This window comes from Pontixanthobacter rizhaonensis (assembly GCF_012972675.1).
Classification (GTDB): domain Bacteria; phylum Pseudomonadota; class Alphaproteobacteria; order Sphingomonadales; family Sphingomonadaceae; genus Pontixanthobacter; species Pontixanthobacter rizhaonensis.
Genome location: NZ_JABCRE010000003.1, coordinates 712,276 through 729,127 on the forward strand (window position 1 = coordinate 712,276; position 16,852 = coordinate 729,127).

Annotated in this window: 17 protein-coding genes; 9 read left to right on the plus strand and 8 right to left on the minus strand. The window is 56.3% G+C overall.

Translation table 11 applies throughout. The features are described 5' to 3' along the window. Positions 1-11: 11 nt before the first annotated feature. On the minus strand, positions 12-641 hold the full coding sequence (locus HKD42_RS11160) for a glutathione S-transferase family protein (RefSeq protein WP_170013361.1): 630 nt from the start codon (positions 639-641) through the stop codon (positions 12-14). Then, a complete protein-coding gene (locus HKD42_RS11165) occupies positions 638-1,612 on the minus strand; it encodes an NAD(P)H-quinone oxidoreductase (RefSeq protein WP_425500391.1) in 975 nt (324 codons plus the stop codon). The genes HKD42_RS11160 and HKD42_RS11165 overlap by 4 nt, the downstream gene beginning before the upstream one ends. 176 nt (positions 1,613-1,788) lie before the next feature. Here HKD42_RS11165 and HKD42_RS11170 point away from each other — a divergent pair, with 176 nt between their 5' ends. The 3 genes from HKD42_RS11170 (at position 1,789) to HKD42_RS11180 (ending at position 5,621) form a co-directional block, all read left to right on the plus strand. Further along, on the plus strand, positions 1,789-1,989 hold the full coding sequence (locus HKD42_RS11170) for a DUF1192 domain-containing protein (RefSeq protein ID WP_170013365.1): 201 nt from the start codon (positions 1,789-1,791) through the stop codon (positions 1,987-1,989). A gap of 148 nt (positions 1,990-2,137) precedes the next feature. Then, positions 2,138-4,531: an ATP-dependent Clp protease ATP-binding subunit ClpA gene (gene clpA, locus HKD42_RS11175; protein ID WP_170013367.1), complete on the plus strand. Its 2,394-nt coding sequence runs from the start codon at positions 2,138-2,140 to the stop codon at positions 4,529-4,531. An 85-nt stretch (positions 4,532-4,616) separates the two neighbouring features. Beyond that, positions 4,617-5,621 carry a ligase-associated DNA damage response exonuclease gene (locus HKD42_RS11180; protein ID WP_170013369.1) on the plus strand — a complete coding sequence of 335 codons (1,005 nt, stop codon included), beginning with the start codon at positions 4,617-4,619 and terminating at the stop codon, positions 5,619-5,621. Between the two features lie 40 nt (positions 5,622-5,661). On the opposite strand, the gene HKD42_RS11185 is transcribed toward HKD42_RS11180, so the two are convergent. Then, the gene (locus HKD42_RS11185; RefSeq protein ID WP_170013371.1) at positions 5,662-5,973 is read right to left on the minus strand and encodes a hypothetical protein; all 312 of its coding nucleotides are present in this window, start codon (positions 5,971-5,973) and stop codon (positions 5,662-5,664) included. Positions 5,974-6,036: 63 nt separating this feature from the next. Between HKD42_RS11185 and HKD42_RS11190 the strand changes: the two genes are divergently transcribed. Together HKD42_RS11190 and HKD42_RS11195 are read left to right on the plus strand one after the other, a co-directional pair. Further along, positions 6,037-7,656, plus strand: coding sequence for a cisplatin damage response ATP-dependent DNA ligase (locus tag HKD42_RS11190; RefSeq protein WP_170013373.1), 1,620 nt, complete (start codon positions 6,037-6,039; stop codon positions 7,654-7,656). A 50-nt stretch (positions 7,657-7,706) separates the two neighbouring features. After that, a complete protein-coding gene (locus tag HKD42_RS11195; RefSeq protein WP_170013375.1) occupies positions 7,707-8,222 on the plus strand; it encodes a DUF1993 domain-containing protein in 516 nt (171 codons plus the stop codon). Between the two features lie 75 nt (positions 8,223-8,297). Here HKD42_RS11195 and HKD42_RS11200 read toward each other — a convergent pair whose 3' ends face one another. Genes HKD42_RS11200 through HKD42_RS11220 form a run of 5 tightly spaced genes read right to left on the minus strand, consistent with a single transcriptional unit; the run spans position 8,298 to position 12,692 of the window. After that, positions 8,298-8,879 carry a gamma carbonic anhydrase family protein gene (locus tag HKD42_RS11200; protein WP_170013377.1) on the minus strand — a complete coding sequence of 194 codons (582 nt, stop codon included), beginning with the start codon at positions 8,877-8,879 and terminating at the stop codon, positions 8,298-8,300. Further along, positions 8,876-9,439 (minus strand): GNAT family N-acetyltransferase, encoded by a 564-nt coding sequence (locus tag HKD42_RS11205; RefSeq protein WP_170013379.1) that lies wholly within the window; start codon positions 9,437-9,439, stop codon positions 8,876-8,878. Before HKD42_RS11205 ends, HKD42_RS11200 begins: the two co-directional genes overlap by 4 nt. Positions 9,440-9,450: 11 nt before the next feature. Next, complete coding sequence (locus tag HKD42_RS11210) at positions 9,451-9,993, minus strand: GNAT family N-acetyltransferase (RefSeq protein ID WP_170013381.1); 543 nt, start codon at positions 9,991-9,993, stop codon at positions 9,451-9,453. Between the two features lie 6 nt (positions 9,994-9,999). Next, on the minus strand, positions 10,000-10,995 hold the full coding sequence (hemB, locus tag HKD42_RS11215; protein ID WP_170013383.1) for a porphobilinogen synthase: 996 nt from the start codon (positions 10,993-10,995) through the stop codon (positions 10,000-10,002). Between the two features lie 59 nt (positions 10,996-11,054). Beyond that, positions 11,055-12,692, minus strand: coding sequence for a M23 family metallopeptidase (locus HKD42_RS11220; protein WP_246236987.1), 1,638 nt, complete (start codon positions 12,690-12,692; stop codon positions 11,055-11,057). Positions 12,693-12,970: 278 nt separating this feature from the next. On the opposite strand from HKD42_RS11220, the gene HKD42_RS11225 reads away from it, so the two are divergent. The 4 genes from HKD42_RS11225 (at position 12,971) to HKD42_RS11240 (ending at position 16,849) form a co-directional block, all read left to right on the plus strand. Further along, positions 12,971-15,400, plus strand: coding sequence for a helicase-related protein (locus tag HKD42_RS11225; protein WP_170014075.1), 2,430 nt, complete (start codon positions 12,971-12,973; stop codon positions 15,398-15,400). Positions 15,401-15,430: 30 nt separating this feature from the next. Then, positions 15,431-15,724, plus strand: coding sequence for a S4 domain-containing protein (locus tag HKD42_RS11230; protein ID WP_170013385.1), 294 nt, complete (start codon positions 15,431-15,433; stop codon positions 15,722-15,724). A 16-nt stretch (positions 15,725-15,740) separates the two neighbouring features. Next, a complete protein-coding gene (gene fdxA / locus HKD42_RS11235; protein ID WP_170013387.1) occupies positions 15,741-16,079 on the plus strand; it encodes a ferredoxin FdxA in 339 nt (112 codons plus the stop codon). Positions 16,080-16,312: 233 nt separating this feature from the next. Then, positions 16,313-16,849 (plus strand): CarD family transcriptional regulator, encoded by a 537-nt coding sequence (locus HKD42_RS11240; protein WP_170014077.1) that lies wholly within the window; start codon positions 16,313-16,315, stop codon positions 16,847-16,849. Positions 16,850-16,852 lie beyond the last annotated feature (3 nt).

Below are 16,852 nucleotides of genomic sequence, written 5' to 3' on the forward strand. Positions count from 1 at the left end.
GATGCTTACATTTACCGAGGAGGCGTAAGAGCCGGTACGTTTTCAACGCGCTCAAGCCAACGTCCGATCGCGGGATAATTGGCGAGTGGAAAGCGCGATTCTTCTGCTGTTTGCGTGTACGGAAACAATACAACGTCAGCGAGAGTGGCCGCGTCGCCCACCATCCAGTCGCGCGTTGCCAAATGGTCTTCGAGCAATCGTAAAGCAGAGACCGCTGTGTTGGACTTGGCGGTAATCATCGCTTTTTGCTCTTCAGACAGATTGTCCACACCCACAAACTGGTACCAGAATCGCAATGTGGCGATATTCGGCTCGTGCGTGTTTTGTTCAAAGAACATCCAGCGCAGCATTTCAGCCCGGTTAAACCGGCCTTCAGGGATCAAGTCGGACCCTTCGGCCAAATACCAGCAAGCCGCATTGCTTTCCGGGATAAAGCGCGGGCCGAGATCATCCTGAATTTCCAGCACGGGTATGGCGTTGGCCTTGCTGACATTCGCGGCGAATTCCGGTGTGCGGGTCTCACCTTTAAGAATATCGTATGCCCGAATTGTCAGGGGAATACCCAGGTATGAGGCAACCATTTTAATCTTATAGCAATTGCCACTGCGCGGATCTTCATGGAGGGTGTAGCCCTCGCTCATCCGCCCACTTTCAGAACGATCTTTCCAATGTGGTCGCCCGCTTCCATACGGGTGTGCGCCGCGCCCACTTCGGCCAGTGGGAAACTACGATCCATTTCCGGGCGAAGCGTGCCATCCTCCACCGATGGCCAAACGGTCCGGAAAATCTCATCACATAACAGATCTTTAAACGCATCTGGCCGCGCTCTCAAAGTGGAACCGGTCAAGGTCAGGCGCCTTACCATAATCTGGGCCATATTGAGCTCGGCTGTCATGCCGCCCAAAACCGCAATCGTAACGTGACGTCCGTCTTCCGCTAAGCAGGCAAGGTTGCGCGGCACATAGTCGCCGGAGACCATGTCCAGCACAAGCTGTACACCCTTACCGCCAGTGATCCGCTTCACCTCTTCGACGAAATCGGTGTTGCGATAGTTGACCGCATGATCCGCGCCGATTTTGACCGCCGCTGCACATTTTTCATCGGACCCGCAGGTCACAATAACAGTCAGCTCAAACAGCTTGGCAAGTTTGATCGCCATGGTGCCGATGCCGCTGGTGCCTCCATGTACCAGCAAAGTTTCTCCGTCACACGCCCAGCCGCGCTGAAAGACATTGTGCCAAACAGTGAATAATGTTTCTGGCAAAGCTGCCGCTTCAGCCAAAGATACGTTCGCCGGAACAGGAAGGCAGTGACTGAATTTGGCGATACAATATTCAGCATAGCCGCCCCCGGTGACGAGCGCGCAAACATTCTGGCCAATTGCATCAGGGGTAACCGATGTTCCTTGCGCAACCACTTCGCCGGCAATTTCCAACCCTGGTATTGGCGATGCGCCCGGCGGCGGCGGATAGTGACCCATCCGTTGGATGACATCGGGCCGGTTCACACCTGCATAGGCAACGCGGATCAACACTTCGCCTTCACCTGGCGTCGGCACAGGCAGTTCCTCAGCACGAAACACATCCGGTCCGCCCGGGCTATCAAAGCCCATCGCTGTCATCACGTTCGGTATCACAATCCTAAGTCCCCACTATCTGATTTTTCCACCCAACATCGCTTGCCCTGTTGCTCAGGAGAAACACCTGACGGTTAAGGGGTTGCGATGCGCCGGAACTAACCCCACCTTGTGTTGACAGCAAGCACCGTTGCTTGCGAAGTTGTAACCAGATGCAAGATGACGATCTTCCACGCCCACGAGGCGACGCGGCAGAGAAACTCTCTGGAGAAGATCTGGCACCCTACTCGCAAGATGAGCTCGCGGAACGGATCAATCTCTTGAAAACAGAGATTGCCCGGGTCGAGGCGCATCGTGATGCCGCATCAGCCCATCGGAAAGCGGCTGATGCATTATTCGGGAAGCCGAGTTAGCTTGGGATATCTTCCATCCTTTACCAACGGCCACAAAGCTGAAAATTGTTTAACGCAGGTTAACCCTATCTGCTCATATTGCCTTAAGGGGATAACCCCGTCTCTGATCGCGCTCCACAAGCTGCCACACACGCTGAAAGTGAACTGAATGCCAAGTTTTGCCCAAAACCTTGAAAAAACGCTCCACGCTGCGCTGACCAATGCCTCCGACCGGCGGCATGAATATGCGACGTTGGAGCATCTGCTGCTCGCCCTGATTGATGATGAGGATGCGATACAAGTAATGGGCGCATGCGGCGTAGACGTGAAAGAACTGGGCGAGGTGGTGAGAACCTATCTCGATCAGGAATATCAATCCCTACAAACGGAAGAAAGCGCTGATCCGCAGCCAACCGCCGGTTTCCAGCGTGTGATCCAACGCGCTATTCTGCACGTGCAATCCTCTGGCAAAGACACTGTAACCGGGGCGAATGTGCTGGTTGCCCTGTTCTCGGAACGCGATTCCTATGCTGTGTATTTCTTGCAGCAGCAGGATATGAGCCGCCTCGATGCGGTCAGCTTTATCAGCCACGGCATTGGCAAAGGCGGCAAGCAAGTTGACCCCAGCAAAGCTCCACAGGGGACTGAAGAGGTTCAAGGGGAAGAGAAAAGTGCAGAAGGCGGTAAGAAAGAAACCGCGCTGGACCAATTTACCGTCAATCTGAACGCGAAGGCAGAAAACGGTAAAATCGATCCGCTGATTGGCCGCGGGCCCGAAGTAGACCGGACTGTTCAAATCCTTTGCCGCCGCAGCAAGAATAACCCGCTTTATGTTGGCGATCCCGGCGTTGGTAAAACCGCAATCGCTGAAGGGCTCGCCCGCAAGATTGTTGAAGGCGATGTGCCGGAAGTTCTGGCCGATGCTGTGATCTATTCTCTGGATATGGGCGCATTGCTGGCTGGCACCCGGTATCGGGGTGATTTTGAAGAACGGCTCAAGCAAGTCGTGACGGAATTGGAGCAGATGCCCGATGCGGTTCTGTTTATTGACGAGATTCATACGGTGATCGGTGCCGGGGCAACCAGCGGCGGGGCAATGGATGCGTCCAATTTGCTCAAACCGGCGCTCAGCAACGGTTCAATCCGCTGTGTCGGGTCAACGACATACAAAGAGTTCCGCAATCATTTCGAGAAAGATCGTGCCTTGCTGCGCCGGTTCCAGAAAATCGATGTGAATGAGCCAACGATCGAGGATACCGTTAAAATCCTCAAAGGTTTGCGCAGCGCGTTCGAAGACCATCACAAAGTACGCTATACGCCTGACGCTATTAAAACCGCGGTCGAGCTGTCGGCGCGCTATATCAATGACCGCAAATTGCCGGACAAAGCGATTGATGTGATTGACGAGGTTGGCGCGATGCAAATGCTGGTGCCGCCAAGCCGCCGCAAAAAGAAAATTACCGCGCGCGAGATCGAGCAAGTCATCGCGACGATGGCGCGTATCCCGCCGAAATCCGTTTCCAAGGATGATAAGAAAGCGCTCGAAAATCTCGGCCGCGATCTCAAACATGTTGTCTTCGGGCAGGATGAAGCGATCACACGCCTATCAACCGCGATGAAGTTGAGCCGTGCCGGTTTGCGCGACCCGGATAAGCCGATCGGCTCCTTCCTGTTCAGCGGCCCAACCGGCGTCGGTAAAACCGAAGTGGCACGCCAACTCGCCTCCATCATGGGGATCGAGTTAAAGCGCTTTGATATGTCGGAATATATGGAACGCCACAGCGTTTCCCGATTGATCGGTGCCCCCCCTGGGTATGTCGGATATGATCAGGGCGGATTGCTGACCGATGCGATCGATCAAAATCCGCATTGCGTGTTGTTGCTCGACGAGATCGAGAAAGCTCACCCCGATCTGTTCAATATCCTGTTGCAAGTGATGGATAATGGCCGCCTGACCGACCATCATGGCAAGACGGTCGATTTCCGCAACGTAGTGCTGATCATGACAACCAATGCGGGCGCATCCGATATGGCGCGCAGCGGCATTGGCTTTGGCGATGTATCCAAAGCGGATGCCGGTACTGAAGCTGTGAAAAAAATGTTCACGCCGGAATTCCGCAACCGCCTCGATGCGATCGTACCATTTGCCTATTTGGGCAAAGACACAGTCAGCCGCGTTGTCGACAAGTTCATTCTGCAACTCGAACTGCAACTGGCCGACCAAAATGTTCATATCCAATTTGACAGTGATGCACGCGATTGGCTCGCGTCCAAGGGATATGACAAACTCTATGGCGCCCGCCCGATGGGCCGTTTGATCCAAGACGAGATTAAACAGCCACTCGCGGAAGAACTTCTATTCGGAAAGCTGGTCGATGGCGGCGAAGTGCATGTGACGGTGAAAGACGGCAAGCCGGCTTTCGAGGTGTCACCCGCCCCGCCCAAATCCGCAGCAAAACCCAAGCCGCGTAAAAAGCCCGCAGCCAAAAAGAAAACGGCACCGAAGACACCGGATGCTGATGCTGGCGAAAGTACCGGTGACGCGACCGACGATAAAAGTTGAGCTTTCAGCCAGAAATCGCCAGACAAAACCACGTAAAGAGGGCGCGGATCGGGAACGGTTCGCGTCCTCATTTCATTCTAACTCCATGACCGCTGATTTTTCGTGGATCCAACCGCACCCTCACGGTATCTATATCGCCCCGGCTGATTGTTGGATCGATCCCTCACGCGCGGTGGAGACGGCGTTGGTAACGCATGGCCATGCCGATCATGCGCGCGGCGGGCATGGCACAACCATTGCCACCCCAGAAACTCTGGCGATCATGAAGTTGCGCTACGCAACAGATGACGGCGCGACGCTAGCCCTATACGGGGAAACTATCACATTACCGGGTCAGGTTCGCGCAACCTATACACCCGCGGGCCATGTATTGGGCTCCGCGCAGATATTGCTCGAACATGCGGGCGAACGTGTTGTTATCACGGGTGACTATAAACGCCGCAGCGACCCGACATGCGCAGAATTCGCCGTAACGCCCTGCGATATCTTCATCACCGAAGCGACCTTCGGCCTGCCTTTGTTCATCCACCCGCCAATCGCAGGGGAGATAGCGAAAATAACAGACGCGCTGGCGGCGCACCCTGAACGATCCGTGCTGGTTGGCGCCTATGCTTTGGGCAAGGCCCAGCGCGTGATTGCAGAGCTGAGGGCTGCCGGACATACCGATCCGATCTATCTTCACGGGGCGATGGAGAGAATGTGCGCTCTCTATCAGGATCATGGCGTCGATCTGGGCGATCTGAGATTGGTCGCGGATACAGAAAAAGACGCAATGCGCGGGCAGATCATCATCTGTCCGCCTTCCGCCCTTAATGACCGTTGGGCCCGGCGTATGCCCGACCCGATCACGGCGATGGCATCAGGTTGGATGCGGGTACGGCAACGGGCGCGGCAGCGTAATGTCGAGCTGCCCTTGATCGTCTCCGATCATGCCGATTGGACAGAGCTGACCCAAACAATAGAGGATGTAAACCCGCAGGAAACCTGGATCACACATGGCCGCGAGGACGCGCTATTGCGCTGGTGCGAATTGCATCAACGCAAGGGCCGTGCCCTCGCCATGATTGGCCGGGAAGATGAAGATGAATAGGCGCGCGGTGAATAAGTCCGCGGCGACCAAGGCGGCCGGTTTAACCGAGCTCAGCCAAATCCGCAGCAATTGCGGCGAGCATCTCGTCCGTAATGGCACCTTCCGAAAACGGTTGAACCATTGGCAAACTAAACCCCTTGATTTGCTCGTAAGCCGGATGGGCTTCGATACCGGGAATATGTTTATCAACCACGGCCTTGGCGCGCTCATCCGCCATCAAATCCGCGATTGGCGTGTCGATGGTGAAGGCCGCAGCTTTGGTTTCAACCGTTTCCTCTACAGCTGTTTCTGTGTCTTGCGCCGACACGGAAGTGGCAAGCAGCAGAGAGGCAGTGACCAAAGCAAGTTTCATAATTCCGGTTCCTTCATCGGCAACAGCACATTCATGATGCCAACGGTCAGGGGCGTCTGACCGGTGGAGAGGTTTGCCGCACTTATTGATATGCTGGTATTCACTCGCAGCCGCAATGAAAAGTTGCGGCTGATTGCCGAGTATCTCCGCGCGACACCAGATCCAGATCGCGGCTGGGCGCTGGCTGCTTTGACCGACGGGCTTGACTTCAAGGCCGTCAAAAGCACCGCCATCCGCAACCTGATGAAAGACCGGATTGATCCGGTCTTATGGTCTCTCAGCCGGGATTTCGTTGGCGACACTGCGGAAACCGCCAGCTTGCTGTGGCCCGAGCCGGCGGGAGACGTCGCGCCGCCGCCAACCGTCAGCGAGGCCGTGTCGTTACTCTCAGCCATGAACCGGTCCTCAGTTACGGGCGAGCTTGCCCAATTATTGGACCGGCTTGATTCGTCAGGACGGTATGCGCTGCTGAAGCTGGCGACAGGCGCGATGCGCATCGGCATCTCTACGCGTCTGGGCAAAACAGCATTTGCGCAAGCCTTCGATGTCTCTGTCGAAGATGTGGAGGAATATTGGCACGCCCTTAAGCCGCCCTATACCGATCTATTCGCCTGGGCTGCCGATGGCAATGAGCCGCCTGATACAGAGAATATCCCTTTATTCCGTCCGTTCATGCTCGCCCATCCACTGGGGGATACCGAAGTGTCGATGGATGAATATGCCGCAGAATGGAAATGGGACGGTATCCGGGTGCAATTGGTCCATGTCACAAGTGATCAGGGCAGTGAGACACGCCTCTATTCGCGGTCCGGCGATGATATCTCCGCGACATTCCCTGAACTGGTCGATGCGTTGCAGATCCCCGCGGTCTTGGATGGCGAGCTGTTGGTGCGCGGTTCGGTCCAAGGCGGAGCGAGCGGCGGGGCCGCAAGTTTCAATGCATTGCAGCAGCGCCTTGGCCGCAAAACAGTGAGCAAGAAAATGCTCGCCGAGTTTCCTGCCTTTGTCCGGCTGTATGACGTTATGCAGTCGGATGGAGAGGATGTGCGGGCTCTGGGCTGGGAGGAGCGCCGCACGCGGCTGGAAGCCTTGATGCCGCACCTTCCGCAGAGCCATTTCGATATTTCCGCCATTGTCGAAGCCGGTAGCTTCGCGGAACTGGCGGAGATACGCCAAGCCGCCAGAGACGATGCTATTGAAGGGCTCATGCTCAAAAAACGCGATGCACCTTATAGCGCCGGGCGCAAAACGGGTCTGTGGTACAAATGGAAACGTGATCCGCTGCTGATCGATTGTGTGTTGATGTATGCGCAGCGCGGTAGCGGGAAGCGGTCAAGCTTCTATTCCGACTATACATTCGGCTGTTGGAATGGTGATCCCGACCAGATTTCCGACGGCGGGGCCGAGCTGCTGCCTGTGGGCAAAGCCTATTCAGGGTTTACCGATGCAGAATTGAAGAAGATCGACCGGTATGTGCGGCAGCATACGATCAACCGTTTTGGCCCCGTCCGGGAAACAGAGAAAACGCTCGTCTTTGAAGTGGCCTTTGACAGCGTCCACGAAAGCAAACGGCACAAATCCGGCCTTGCCATGCGGTTCCCGCGCATCCACCGGATCCGGTGGGACAAGCCCGCACATGAAGCCGACCGGATTGAAGCGCTGCATGCCTTAATCAGCAATTGAGTTGTACTGCAATCAAGCGACGATTACGGGAACGCAAAGGAGAATCCCCCATGACGTTGTTTGAAAGCACTTTGCCGATCTATCGCCGCAGCTTGACCACGCTGTCAGCGATGCTGACCAAGGCGCAGGCGCATGAAGGCGGGGATGCACTGCTCGATGCGAAGCTGGCCGATGATATGCATCCTTTAGCCACACAGCTGCGGTTCTTGTCGAACCAGCCAGGCGAGGCGGTGGCCCGTCTTACAGACCGCACTTTCACCTCGCGCGATGATAATGAAACCACTCTGGCATCAGCTAAAGCCGTTTTGGCCGAGATGGACGGCTTCCTTGCGGGCGTTGAAGAAAATGAGCTGGTCGATGCACACTCAACAATTGTGATGGATATTCCCAACGGGATGCAATTCACACTAACGGCGGAGCAATATGTCCGTGACTGGTCATTGCCGAATTTCTATTTTCATCTGACCACCGCTTACGCCATCCTGCGCCAAGCGGGTGTGCCATTGGGTAAAGCCGATTTCGTCCCGCATATGATGCCTTACATCACCAAAATGCCGACGGAATAGCTTGCGAATGACGCCAGATGTTGCGCGGCGCGACATCTGCGCGCCAACGGATTCAGCGCTGAGCCGGATCGAGAATTACGTCAGACCCGCTGCGGCTATCGCTGCTGCATGATGTTTGGCGTTTTCGGTATAATGCATCACCCCCGCTTGCATTCCCGCAATCGCGGGCTCCGGCAAATCACGCAAAAACTTCGCTGGCCGCCCGGCCCATAGCTGGCGGGGCTCCATAACTTTACCCTCGGTCAACATTGCCCCCGCCGCCAGCATAGCATCGCTGCCAATCCGCGACTTATTCATCGCGATCGCGCCCAGACCGACAAAGCCGCGATCCTCGATCGTGCAGCCGTGGACCATCGCCATATGGCCGATCAGCACATCATCCCCAATCACGGCTGGTGATCCTTCCGCATCACCCGGGTGCGGCGGGTCACAATGGACGATAGTGCCATCTTGAATATTGGTACGCTCTCCAATCCGGATCGTGAAAACATCGGCCCGCAAGACACAATTATACCAAACCGATGATTCCGCCCCGATTTCGATATCGCCGATCAGGACACATCCTGGCGCGATGAAGGCGGTTTCATGGATCTTCGGTGTCTTGCCATGGATCGGCACGATAGTAACGCCCGGCCGGGCCAATGTTTGTTCGCTCATAGTGTCTGTTCCCATTCTGCCCGGTCAATCGAATAAACGATAATCGTATCCGTGCCAAAGTCGCTATTTTTATAATCGAGATCTTCGCGCCGGCGCATACCCAGCCGTTTCATCAAACCCCAGCTACCTGTATTGGGCTCCACTGTAAGCGCGATAATGTGCGGCGCGCCAAATGTTTCAAAGCCGAGCTTCAGGCTTTCCCGCGCCGCTTCTTTGGCATAGCCATGGCCCCATGCGTCTTCACGCAAACGCCAACCGACTTCATGCTCCCCTATGGGGCCGCCCGGTTGATTTGACATTTTCAGACCGCAAAACCCGATGATTTCCCCTGCCAGATGCCCACCGTCTTGCTTGCGTTCGAGCACCCAGAACGTGAAGCCGTTGTCACGGCTATATCCCTCCAACCGGTCCTGGATCCAAGGGTATTTGTCGTCCGTCAAAACCCCGCCCAACCATTCCATGACCGCCGGCGTGTTGGTGTGCCGCAGAAACTCCGGCCAATCCTCATTCCGCCAGTCCCGCATGATCAGGCGTTCTGTTTCATGACGGAATGTTGTCATCGATTGTGCTCCTAGTCTTTTGCAGCGATCTGGTAGACGATGGTGGGATTATCCCTGTCGGAATATGTTGGATCGTCAAATTCCAAATCACGTCGACGTGTCATGCCCAGCTTCTCCATAAATCGCCAACTTGGCTCATTCCGCTCGCTCGTTAGCGCGACAATATATGGGGCAAGGTCGCGGGCGAACGCATCATCAAGAACTGCGCGGACGGCTTCCCCTGCATAGCCCATCCGCCAGCGATCCTGACGGATGAGCCAACCAATCTCCAGATCGCCCAAATTCTTGGCCATAGGATTGTCGACCCGCTTCAAGCCACAATGGCCGACAAGATCACCGGTCGACTTCTCGATCACCATTGCGAAGCCAAACCCTTCGCGGGCGAAAAGCGCCTCGGATTTGGCCAGCTTCGCTTCCAGCTGATGCGGCTCTTTAACACCGCCGAGATATTCCATCATCGCCGGAGTATTGAGGTGTAGGTCGTGTAAAACCGCATCGCCCTCTTGCGGTTTGCGCATCACCAGACGCGCGGTTTCCAGAACCAGATCACCCATCGCACATCAACCATGCATCAGACGCGCGGCGTGCTCCGCATGGTATGTGAGAACACCGGTGCAACCCGCCCGTTTGAAACTGGTCAGCGTTTCCATCACCAAGCCATCGCGGTCCCCTGCGCCAGCAGCGGCAGCCGCTTCGATCATCGCGTATTCTCCGCTCACATGATACGCGAAAGTTGGGACTTCAAATCGCTCTTTTACGCGGCGGACAATATCCAGATAGGGCAGCCCGGGTTTAACCATTACGCTGTCAGCCCCTTCGGACAGGTCCAATGCAACCTCGCGCAAGGCTTCTTCCCCGTTGGCCGGGTCCATCTGGTAAGATTTCTTGTCACCTTTCAGCAAGCCGCCCGACCCCACAGCATCGCGAAATGGTCCGTAAAATGCCGAAGCATATTTGGCCGCATAGGCCATGATCTGGACATTGACGTGCCCTTCACTCTCCAGCGCACGCCGGATCGCGCCAATCCTGCCATCCATCATATCCGACGGGGCGATAATATCAGCGCCTGCTGCAGCCTGGTTGAGTGCTTGCTGCGTCAAAATTTCGACCGTCGGATCATTCACGACATAGCCAGCTTCATCGAGCAAGCCATCCTGCCCATGTGCGGTGTACGGATCGAGCGCGACATCGGTCAGAATCCCTATATCGTGTCCGCAAGTATCCCGGATTGCGCGGATTGCGCGGCACATCAAATTGTCAGGATTGAGCGCCTCTGCCCCGTCATCACTGCGGCGATCCGCTTGGGTGTTGGGAAATAGCGCAACACATGGAATACCCAGATCAATAGCCTCTTTGGCACGAGTAGCCACAGCATCGACCGACCAGCGCGAGACACCGGGCAAAGAGCCGATCGGTTCTTCAACCGCTTCCCCTTCGGTCACAAATAACGGCCAAATCAGATCTGCTGGCGTAAATTGGTTTTCGCGGTGCATGGCCCTGCTCCACGCAGCAGAGCGGGTGCGGCGCAAACGGGTGTCGGGGAATAATCCTGTCATGCTGAAGGCTGTGCCGGAAATACGAGCGCACATCAATTGCCCGCAAACGAAACATGCCCTTAGCCAACCGGCTTGGGCTGTTCCAACTTGTCGATTTCTCGAACCGGCTCTGCATCCACCGGGACATCGGGTTCGATATCGGCAAAGGCTTCACCCGCCTCTACCGTTTTTAAAGCGGCCAGAGCACTGCGGAACTTACGCAGTTCTTCGCCAGACAGCTGCGCGCGGGTGACAAATTTTACGGTTGCCGGATTAACGGCTCTGCCGCCCCGATACATTTCATAGTGAAGGTGTGGGCCAGTTGAGAGACCGGTAGAACCGACATAGCCAATCACTTGACCGCGGCGGACCGATTGACCGCGCCGGACCGCCATGCGGCTCATATGGCAATATCGTGTCTCCATGCCGCCGCCATGATTGAGGCGCACCGCGTTACCGCAACCGCCCATTCGGCCTGCGCCAACCACGCGGCCATCGGTCACAGCCACAATTGGCGTTCCGTGACGGGCGCGGAAATCCATGCCGGAGTGCATCCTGCGATAGCCCAGGATCGGATGCCGGCGCATCCCGAAACGGGAACTGATCGGACCGGGCACAGGTGCAACAAGGCCGCTACGCTGCTCCCCGACACCAGAGGCTTCATAGAAACGGCCATCGCTGCCCCAGCGCATCAATTGGATTTTTGAAACGCCCGCGCGATCGATCCCCGCGTAGAGCAGTTTTCCCGCCTGTCGTTCACCTGTTGCAGCACGGCGGTGCGCCACGATGATATCAAAAGTATCCGTCGGGCTAACCGAACGGCTCATATCCACCTGATCGCCGAGCGTTTTGAGAAATTGTTGAACCGCACTGGCGGGTGCGCCAGCCGCACGTGCGGATCGGTATAAGCTGTTGCCGACTGTGCCGCGGATCCGCAGCGGTGTATCATCAACCGTAATAGGTATGCGTTTGAGTGACAGATTGCCGTCGACCCGCGCAATCTCCAGCGCCAGATCGAACCGCGCACGGAAGTTGAGAGAATCAAGCGGTCTTGCTGCGCCGCGTTCTGGCCGCCGCCCCAGAGTGATATCAACCTGAGTACCCGATTCGATATCGCTGAGATTGATCGCCCGCGAAATAAGCTCATTTACGCGGCTGGCGTCACCTGACCCGACACCGGCACGCTGGAGCATACGCTTAAAACTGTCACCACGGGCCAAGGTGGCCAGCAAATCCAGTTGCGGCCGTTCCGGCGCGCTTTCCAGTTCTATGACAGAGGGCGTCGCCCCCATATGACGGCCGGAGTCTGCTCCCAACGCCAGGGGCAGAATCATCTGGCTGCGGAATTCATCCCGGACGCCATCATCGACTTGCATTGCCGGCGCAGCTTCAAGCGGCGCAAAATCGGGCCATAGTGCCAGGGACACAGCAGACAAAATAGCCAATGTACCGGCACCGCGGAACCATCTTCCGCTACCGATATTTTCCGCAAGGTCAGGCGCAAGATCCATCGCATGCAGTTTTTCCGACACCGTGAAACGCCACTCGCCCAACTTTTCTGTAATTCCTCTTGCGCGCTGGATCACTTTGCGTTTGGCAGGCTGGTCATCATGCACGATCTGGTCATGCGTCAAGACAGCAGTGCGCCAATCCTCTCCCGGCCCAAAAGGGTCGGTCGCGGACGTTTCAACAATGTTGTCACGGCGCGGGCTATCCAACGCGGTCTCCTACCTTTGCAGTCTTGGCGGCACGTATGGACAACCGGCCCGCCCCAGCTTCTGTAAATTCTCTATACAATCAAGGTTAATGTCAGGCAAAGAATCGGTGATTTGGATCCTCGGCAGGACAGATTGTTGATCATCTGCGGTGAACGGTTGCAGCAGACCTTCGCTACTGCCACATTCCCATAGTGACACCCCGCAACGATCATACATCCACAGTCAAAGCCGTGTTGGGGCCGACCAACACCGGCAAGACCCATCTCGCGATCGAAAGAATGTGCGCGCATTCCAGCGGCCTTATGGGTTTTCCGCTGCGCCTTCTCGCCCGTGAAGTATATGACCGCGTTGTCGCAATTAAAGGCGAAGCCCAAGTTGCGCTCATTACCGGGGAAGAACGGATCGAGCCCCCTAATGCCCGGTATTTCTGCTGCACCGCTGAAGCCATGCCGTCTGACGGCGGGGGTCATGCGTTTGTGGCGCTGGATGAAGCGCAGCTGGGCGGGAACCGCGAACGCGGTCATATTTTCACCGACCGCCTACTCAATGCCCGGGGACGGGAAGAAACGCTGCTACTTGGCGCGGCAACGCTGGCACCGATTGTCAGATCACTGATACCCGATGCCGAAATCACCGAACGGCCGCGCTTCTCCACCCTAACGCATATTGGCCCGCGCAAATTATCCCGGCTGCCCCCGCGCAGCGCCATCGTCGCGTTCTCCGCCGAGCAGGTTTACGCCGTCGCTGAAATGCTGCGCCGTTTTCGCGGCGGATCTGCTGTGGTGATGGGCGCTCTTAGCCCGGAAACGCGTAACCGCCAGGTTGAGCTCTTCCAGTCCGGTGAAGTGGATTACATCGTGGCGACCGACGCCATTGGTATGGGGCTTAATCTGGATGTCCGCCATGTGGCTTTTGCATCCTTGGTAAAATTCGACGGCGTGCGGCAGCGGCGGTTGATACCGGCAGAGATGGCCCAAATCGCCGGGCGGGCAGGACGGCATCAAACCGACGGGACATTCGGCGTCATGACGGGTGGTAAAGATGACCAACCCGCTGAATTTTCTGAAGAAGATATCTACGCAATAGAGGATCATCACTTCGCCCCGCTGACCAAACTCTATTGGCGGGATTCAGAGCCGCGATACAATTCCATCGGGACGTTAATCGCCGATTTGGAACGGGTGCCGCACGAAACAGAACTGACCGTCGCACCAGAAGCGATTGATTTGGCAGTGCTGAAACGATTGGCTGACGAACCATTCGCAGCCGAGATACGCGGCAGCGGCAATGTCCGGCGGTTCTGGGAAGTGTGTTCACTGCCCGATTTCCGGCAGCAAGGGGCTGAAACCCATTCCCGCTTTGTAGCCCGCTTGTGGCAGGACCTGCGCGGCGGTTATTTGGGTGCAGACTATATCGCGGCGCGGATTGCGGAGCTCGACAATGTCCAAGGTGACATTCATGCGATACAGGGGCGGATTGCGGCAATCCGGAGTTGGGCGTATATTTGCCAAAGGCCCGACTGGGTGCTGGCCCGCGATGAAATGGCAGCCAGAGCGCGCGCAGCGGAGGCCAAACTCTCCGATGCCCTGCACGGCCGGTTGACGGAACGATTTGTGAATAGAAGGACTGCCATACTGATGAAAACGCTGGGCCAAGACCCCTCATTACTGCCAGTCACACTGTCAGACGACGGTGTGTTGTGTGTCGAGGATGAGCCCATTGGCCGGATCGATGGCTTCCGCTTTACCGTTGACCAGGCAGCCAACCATGCAGATCGAAAAATGCTTTTGTCCGCGGCGGAAAAAGCACTTCCCCGCATTTTGGGCGATAAGGCGCAGGCCCTTATCGCTGAAGGGATGGACAGCCTCACCATTGCCAAAGGCAGTATTCGGCAAGGCTCGCAACAGATCGGAACGATTGCGCCCAAAACGGGGTCAACTCGCTTGAAAGTGACGGCCGGCAAGGATTTGTCGTTGCTGGCGGATAGTGACCGCGCAGCCTTGGAAACGGCCATCGAGACATGGCTGGAGGCGAAATCAAAGGCGCTGGAACCGTTAGCCAAAATGGAGGCGGCAACGCGTGACCCAGATGCCGGATCAGAAGCCCGTGCATTGCTGCTGACGCTAATTGCGGGTCATGGATTCATCTCGCGCGAAAAAGCCGGGCTGCACCATTTACCCAAGGAAATGAGGCCTTTCTTGCGCCGTCTAGGCGTCACATTCGGGGCGCTCGATATCTTTTCTCCATTGCTGCTCAAGCCGGCACCGCGCCAGTTGCTCCATGCCCTGGGGGTGGATCGGCGCCCGCTGCAGGAGGCGATGATCCCGGTTATCGAGGGCAAAGGAAAGCTCCCCTCCGGCTACCGCCCGGCAGGTAAGCAATTTGTCCGCATCGATGTGGCTGAAAAACTGCTGAAAGCAGCGCATGAAGCACGCGCAAAACTTGACCCGAAGGGCAAGCAAAAGCGTTTCCGGATTGATCAAGCGTTGGCCATTTCAACAGGATTGACGCCGGACAGCTTCGAGAGATTGCTGGGGGCCGCAGGTTTCCGGCTTCACCCACCCCGCAAGCTGGCCGAAGGGGCCTTTGGCCCCAGCGCACCGCCCAATTGGGAGTGGCGCCCGTCCCGGCGGAAGCAGCAACGCGCCGCACCAGCCAAACCCGCCACGGGCAATGCCTTTGCTGGCTTGGCCGATCTGGTGAGATAGGCCGCCCCATGAGTGTGAGGTGAGTGTCAGGTGAGAATCGACCGGCTTCTGTGCTATCTGCGCTTCGTAAGGACACGAAGCCAAGCGCAGGTGCTGATCGAGTCAGGTCATCTGCGATGCACAAATATTCGTGTGACCCGAACAAGCCACACTGTCGCGATTGGTGATGTTTTGACCTTTCCCATCGGGAAAACGGTCCGAATTGTCCGGATTCTCACGCTTCCCGATCGTCGGCGCAGCGCGGCTGAAGCGCGTTTGTGCTATGACGATCTTGACCCCGGCGCGGAAAACGCCATAGCAAACAGCAACACACGATCGAATTAAAAGGGATCTGCCCACCATGACTTACGTCGTCACTGACGCATGCATTAAATGCAAATACACAGATTGCGTAGAGGTCTGTCCCGTTGATTGCTTCTATGAAGGCGAGAATATGCTCGTCATCAATCCGAGCGAATGCATTGATTGCGGCGTGTGTGAACCTGAATGTCCTGCCGAGGCGATCCTGCCCGATACGGAAGACAATCTGGAAAAGTGGCTTGAGCTGAATACCAAATATTCTGCTGAGTGGCCCAATATCACCAGCCAGAAAGATCCACCGGCCGATGCGGATGAGCACAAAGGCGCAGAAGGGAAGTTTGAAAAGTTCTTCTCTGAAGAGCCTGGCGAAGGCGACTAAACCCACCACCTTCCGTCCATGTAAGCGGTGAAATCCCAGACGACTCGCAATATTATTGCGATTGTGTTATAAGACTATTCAAGCTTGCCGGTTTGGTCCCGGCAGGATTTGAGTATCTGGAAGGGCGCGGACCACAAATAGACAATTTGAACGCGAAAGTGGTCGCATCTTTGGATGGGGCCAACAGAGCTTTTGACTATCTATCGGCACCGACCCGCAAGAAAGGATTGAATATGGCAGCCAAGGGCCTCGCCTTTGATGTTGGCGACTATGTCGTCTACCCGAAACACGGTGTTGGCCGTGTTACCGAGATTCAGAACGAAGAAATCGCTGGTATGCAGCTGGAGCTGTATGTCTTGCGCTTCGAAAAAGAGCGGATGACACTGCGCGTACCAACCAACAAGGTTGAAGCCATTGGCATGCGGAAACTGTCGAGTGACAAAACGCTGAAAGAAGCGATGGAGACGCTCAAGGGCAAACCAAAAGTCAAGCGCACCATGTGGAGCCGCCGGGCGCAGGAGTACGAAGCGAAGATCAATTCCGGTGACTTGGTTTCGATCGCTGAGGTTACCCGCGATTTGTTCCGTCCGGACGATCAGCCAGAGCAAAGCTATTCAGAGCGGCAGATTTTTGAAGCCGCTTCAAGCCGCCTCGCGCGCGAACTGGCGGCGATGGACAAGACGGATGAGCCAACCGCGCTTGAGAAGGTGCTCGACATTTTGCGCGAACACGCGCCGCAATATTACGACAATCCTGAAGAGGAAAGTTGATCG

Bases quoted from the DNA above. Each gene is read 5' to 3' on its own strand.
- HKD42_RS11160 (WP_170013361.1), bottom strand. From the start codon at position 641: ATGAGCGAGGGCTACACCCTCCATGAAGATCCGCGCAGTGGCAATTGC.
- HKD42_RS11165 (WP_425500391.1), bottom strand. From the start codon at position 1,612: ATGGGCTTTGATAGCCCGGGCGGACCGGATGTGTTTCGTGCTGAGGAA.
- HKD42_RS11170 (WP_170013365.1), top strand. From the start codon at position 1,789: ATGCAAGATGACGATCTTCCACGCCCACGAGGCGACGCGGCAGAGAAA.
- clpA (WP_170013367.1), top strand. From the start codon at position 2,138: ATGCCAAGTTTTGCCCAAAACCTTGAAAAAACGCTCCACGCTGCGCTG.
- HKD42_RS11180 (WP_170013369.1), top strand. From the start codon at position 4,617: ATGACCGCTGATTTTTCGTGGATCCAACCGCACCCTCACGGTATCTAT.
- HKD42_RS11185 (WP_170013371.1), bottom strand. From the start codon at position 5,973: ATGAAACTTGCTTTGGTCACTGCCTCTCTGCTGCTTGCCACTTCCGTG.
- HKD42_RS11195 (WP_170013375.1), top strand. From the start codon at position 7,707: ATGACGTTGTTTGAAAGCACTTTGCCGATCTATCGCCGCAGCTTGACC.
- HKD42_RS11200 (WP_170013377.1), bottom strand. From the start codon at position 8,879: ATGAGCGAACAAACATTGGCCCGGCCGGGCGTTACTATCGTGCCGATC.
- HKD42_RS11205 (WP_170013379.1), bottom strand. From the start codon at position 9,439: ATGACAACATTCCGTCATGAAACAGAACGCCTGATCATGCGGGACTGG.
- HKD42_RS11210 (WP_170013381.1), bottom strand. From the start codon at position 9,993: ATGGGTGATCTGGTTCTGGAAACCGCGCGTCTGGTGATGCGCAAACCG.
- hemB (WP_170013383.1), bottom strand. From the start codon at position 10,995: ATGACAGGATTATTCCCCGACACCCGTTTGCGCCGCACCCGCTCTGCT.
- HKD42_RS11225 (WP_170014075.1), top strand. From the start codon at position 12,971: ATGTGCGCGCATTCCAGCGGCCTTATGGGTTTTCCGCTGCGCCTTCTC.
- fdxA (WP_170013387.1), top strand. From the start codon at position 15,741: ATGACTTACGTCGTCACTGACGCATGCATTAAATGCAAATACACAGAT.
- HKD42_RS11240 (WP_170014077.1), top strand. From the start codon at position 16,313: ATGGCAGCCAAGGGCCTCGCCTTTGATGTTGGCGACTATGTCGTCTAC.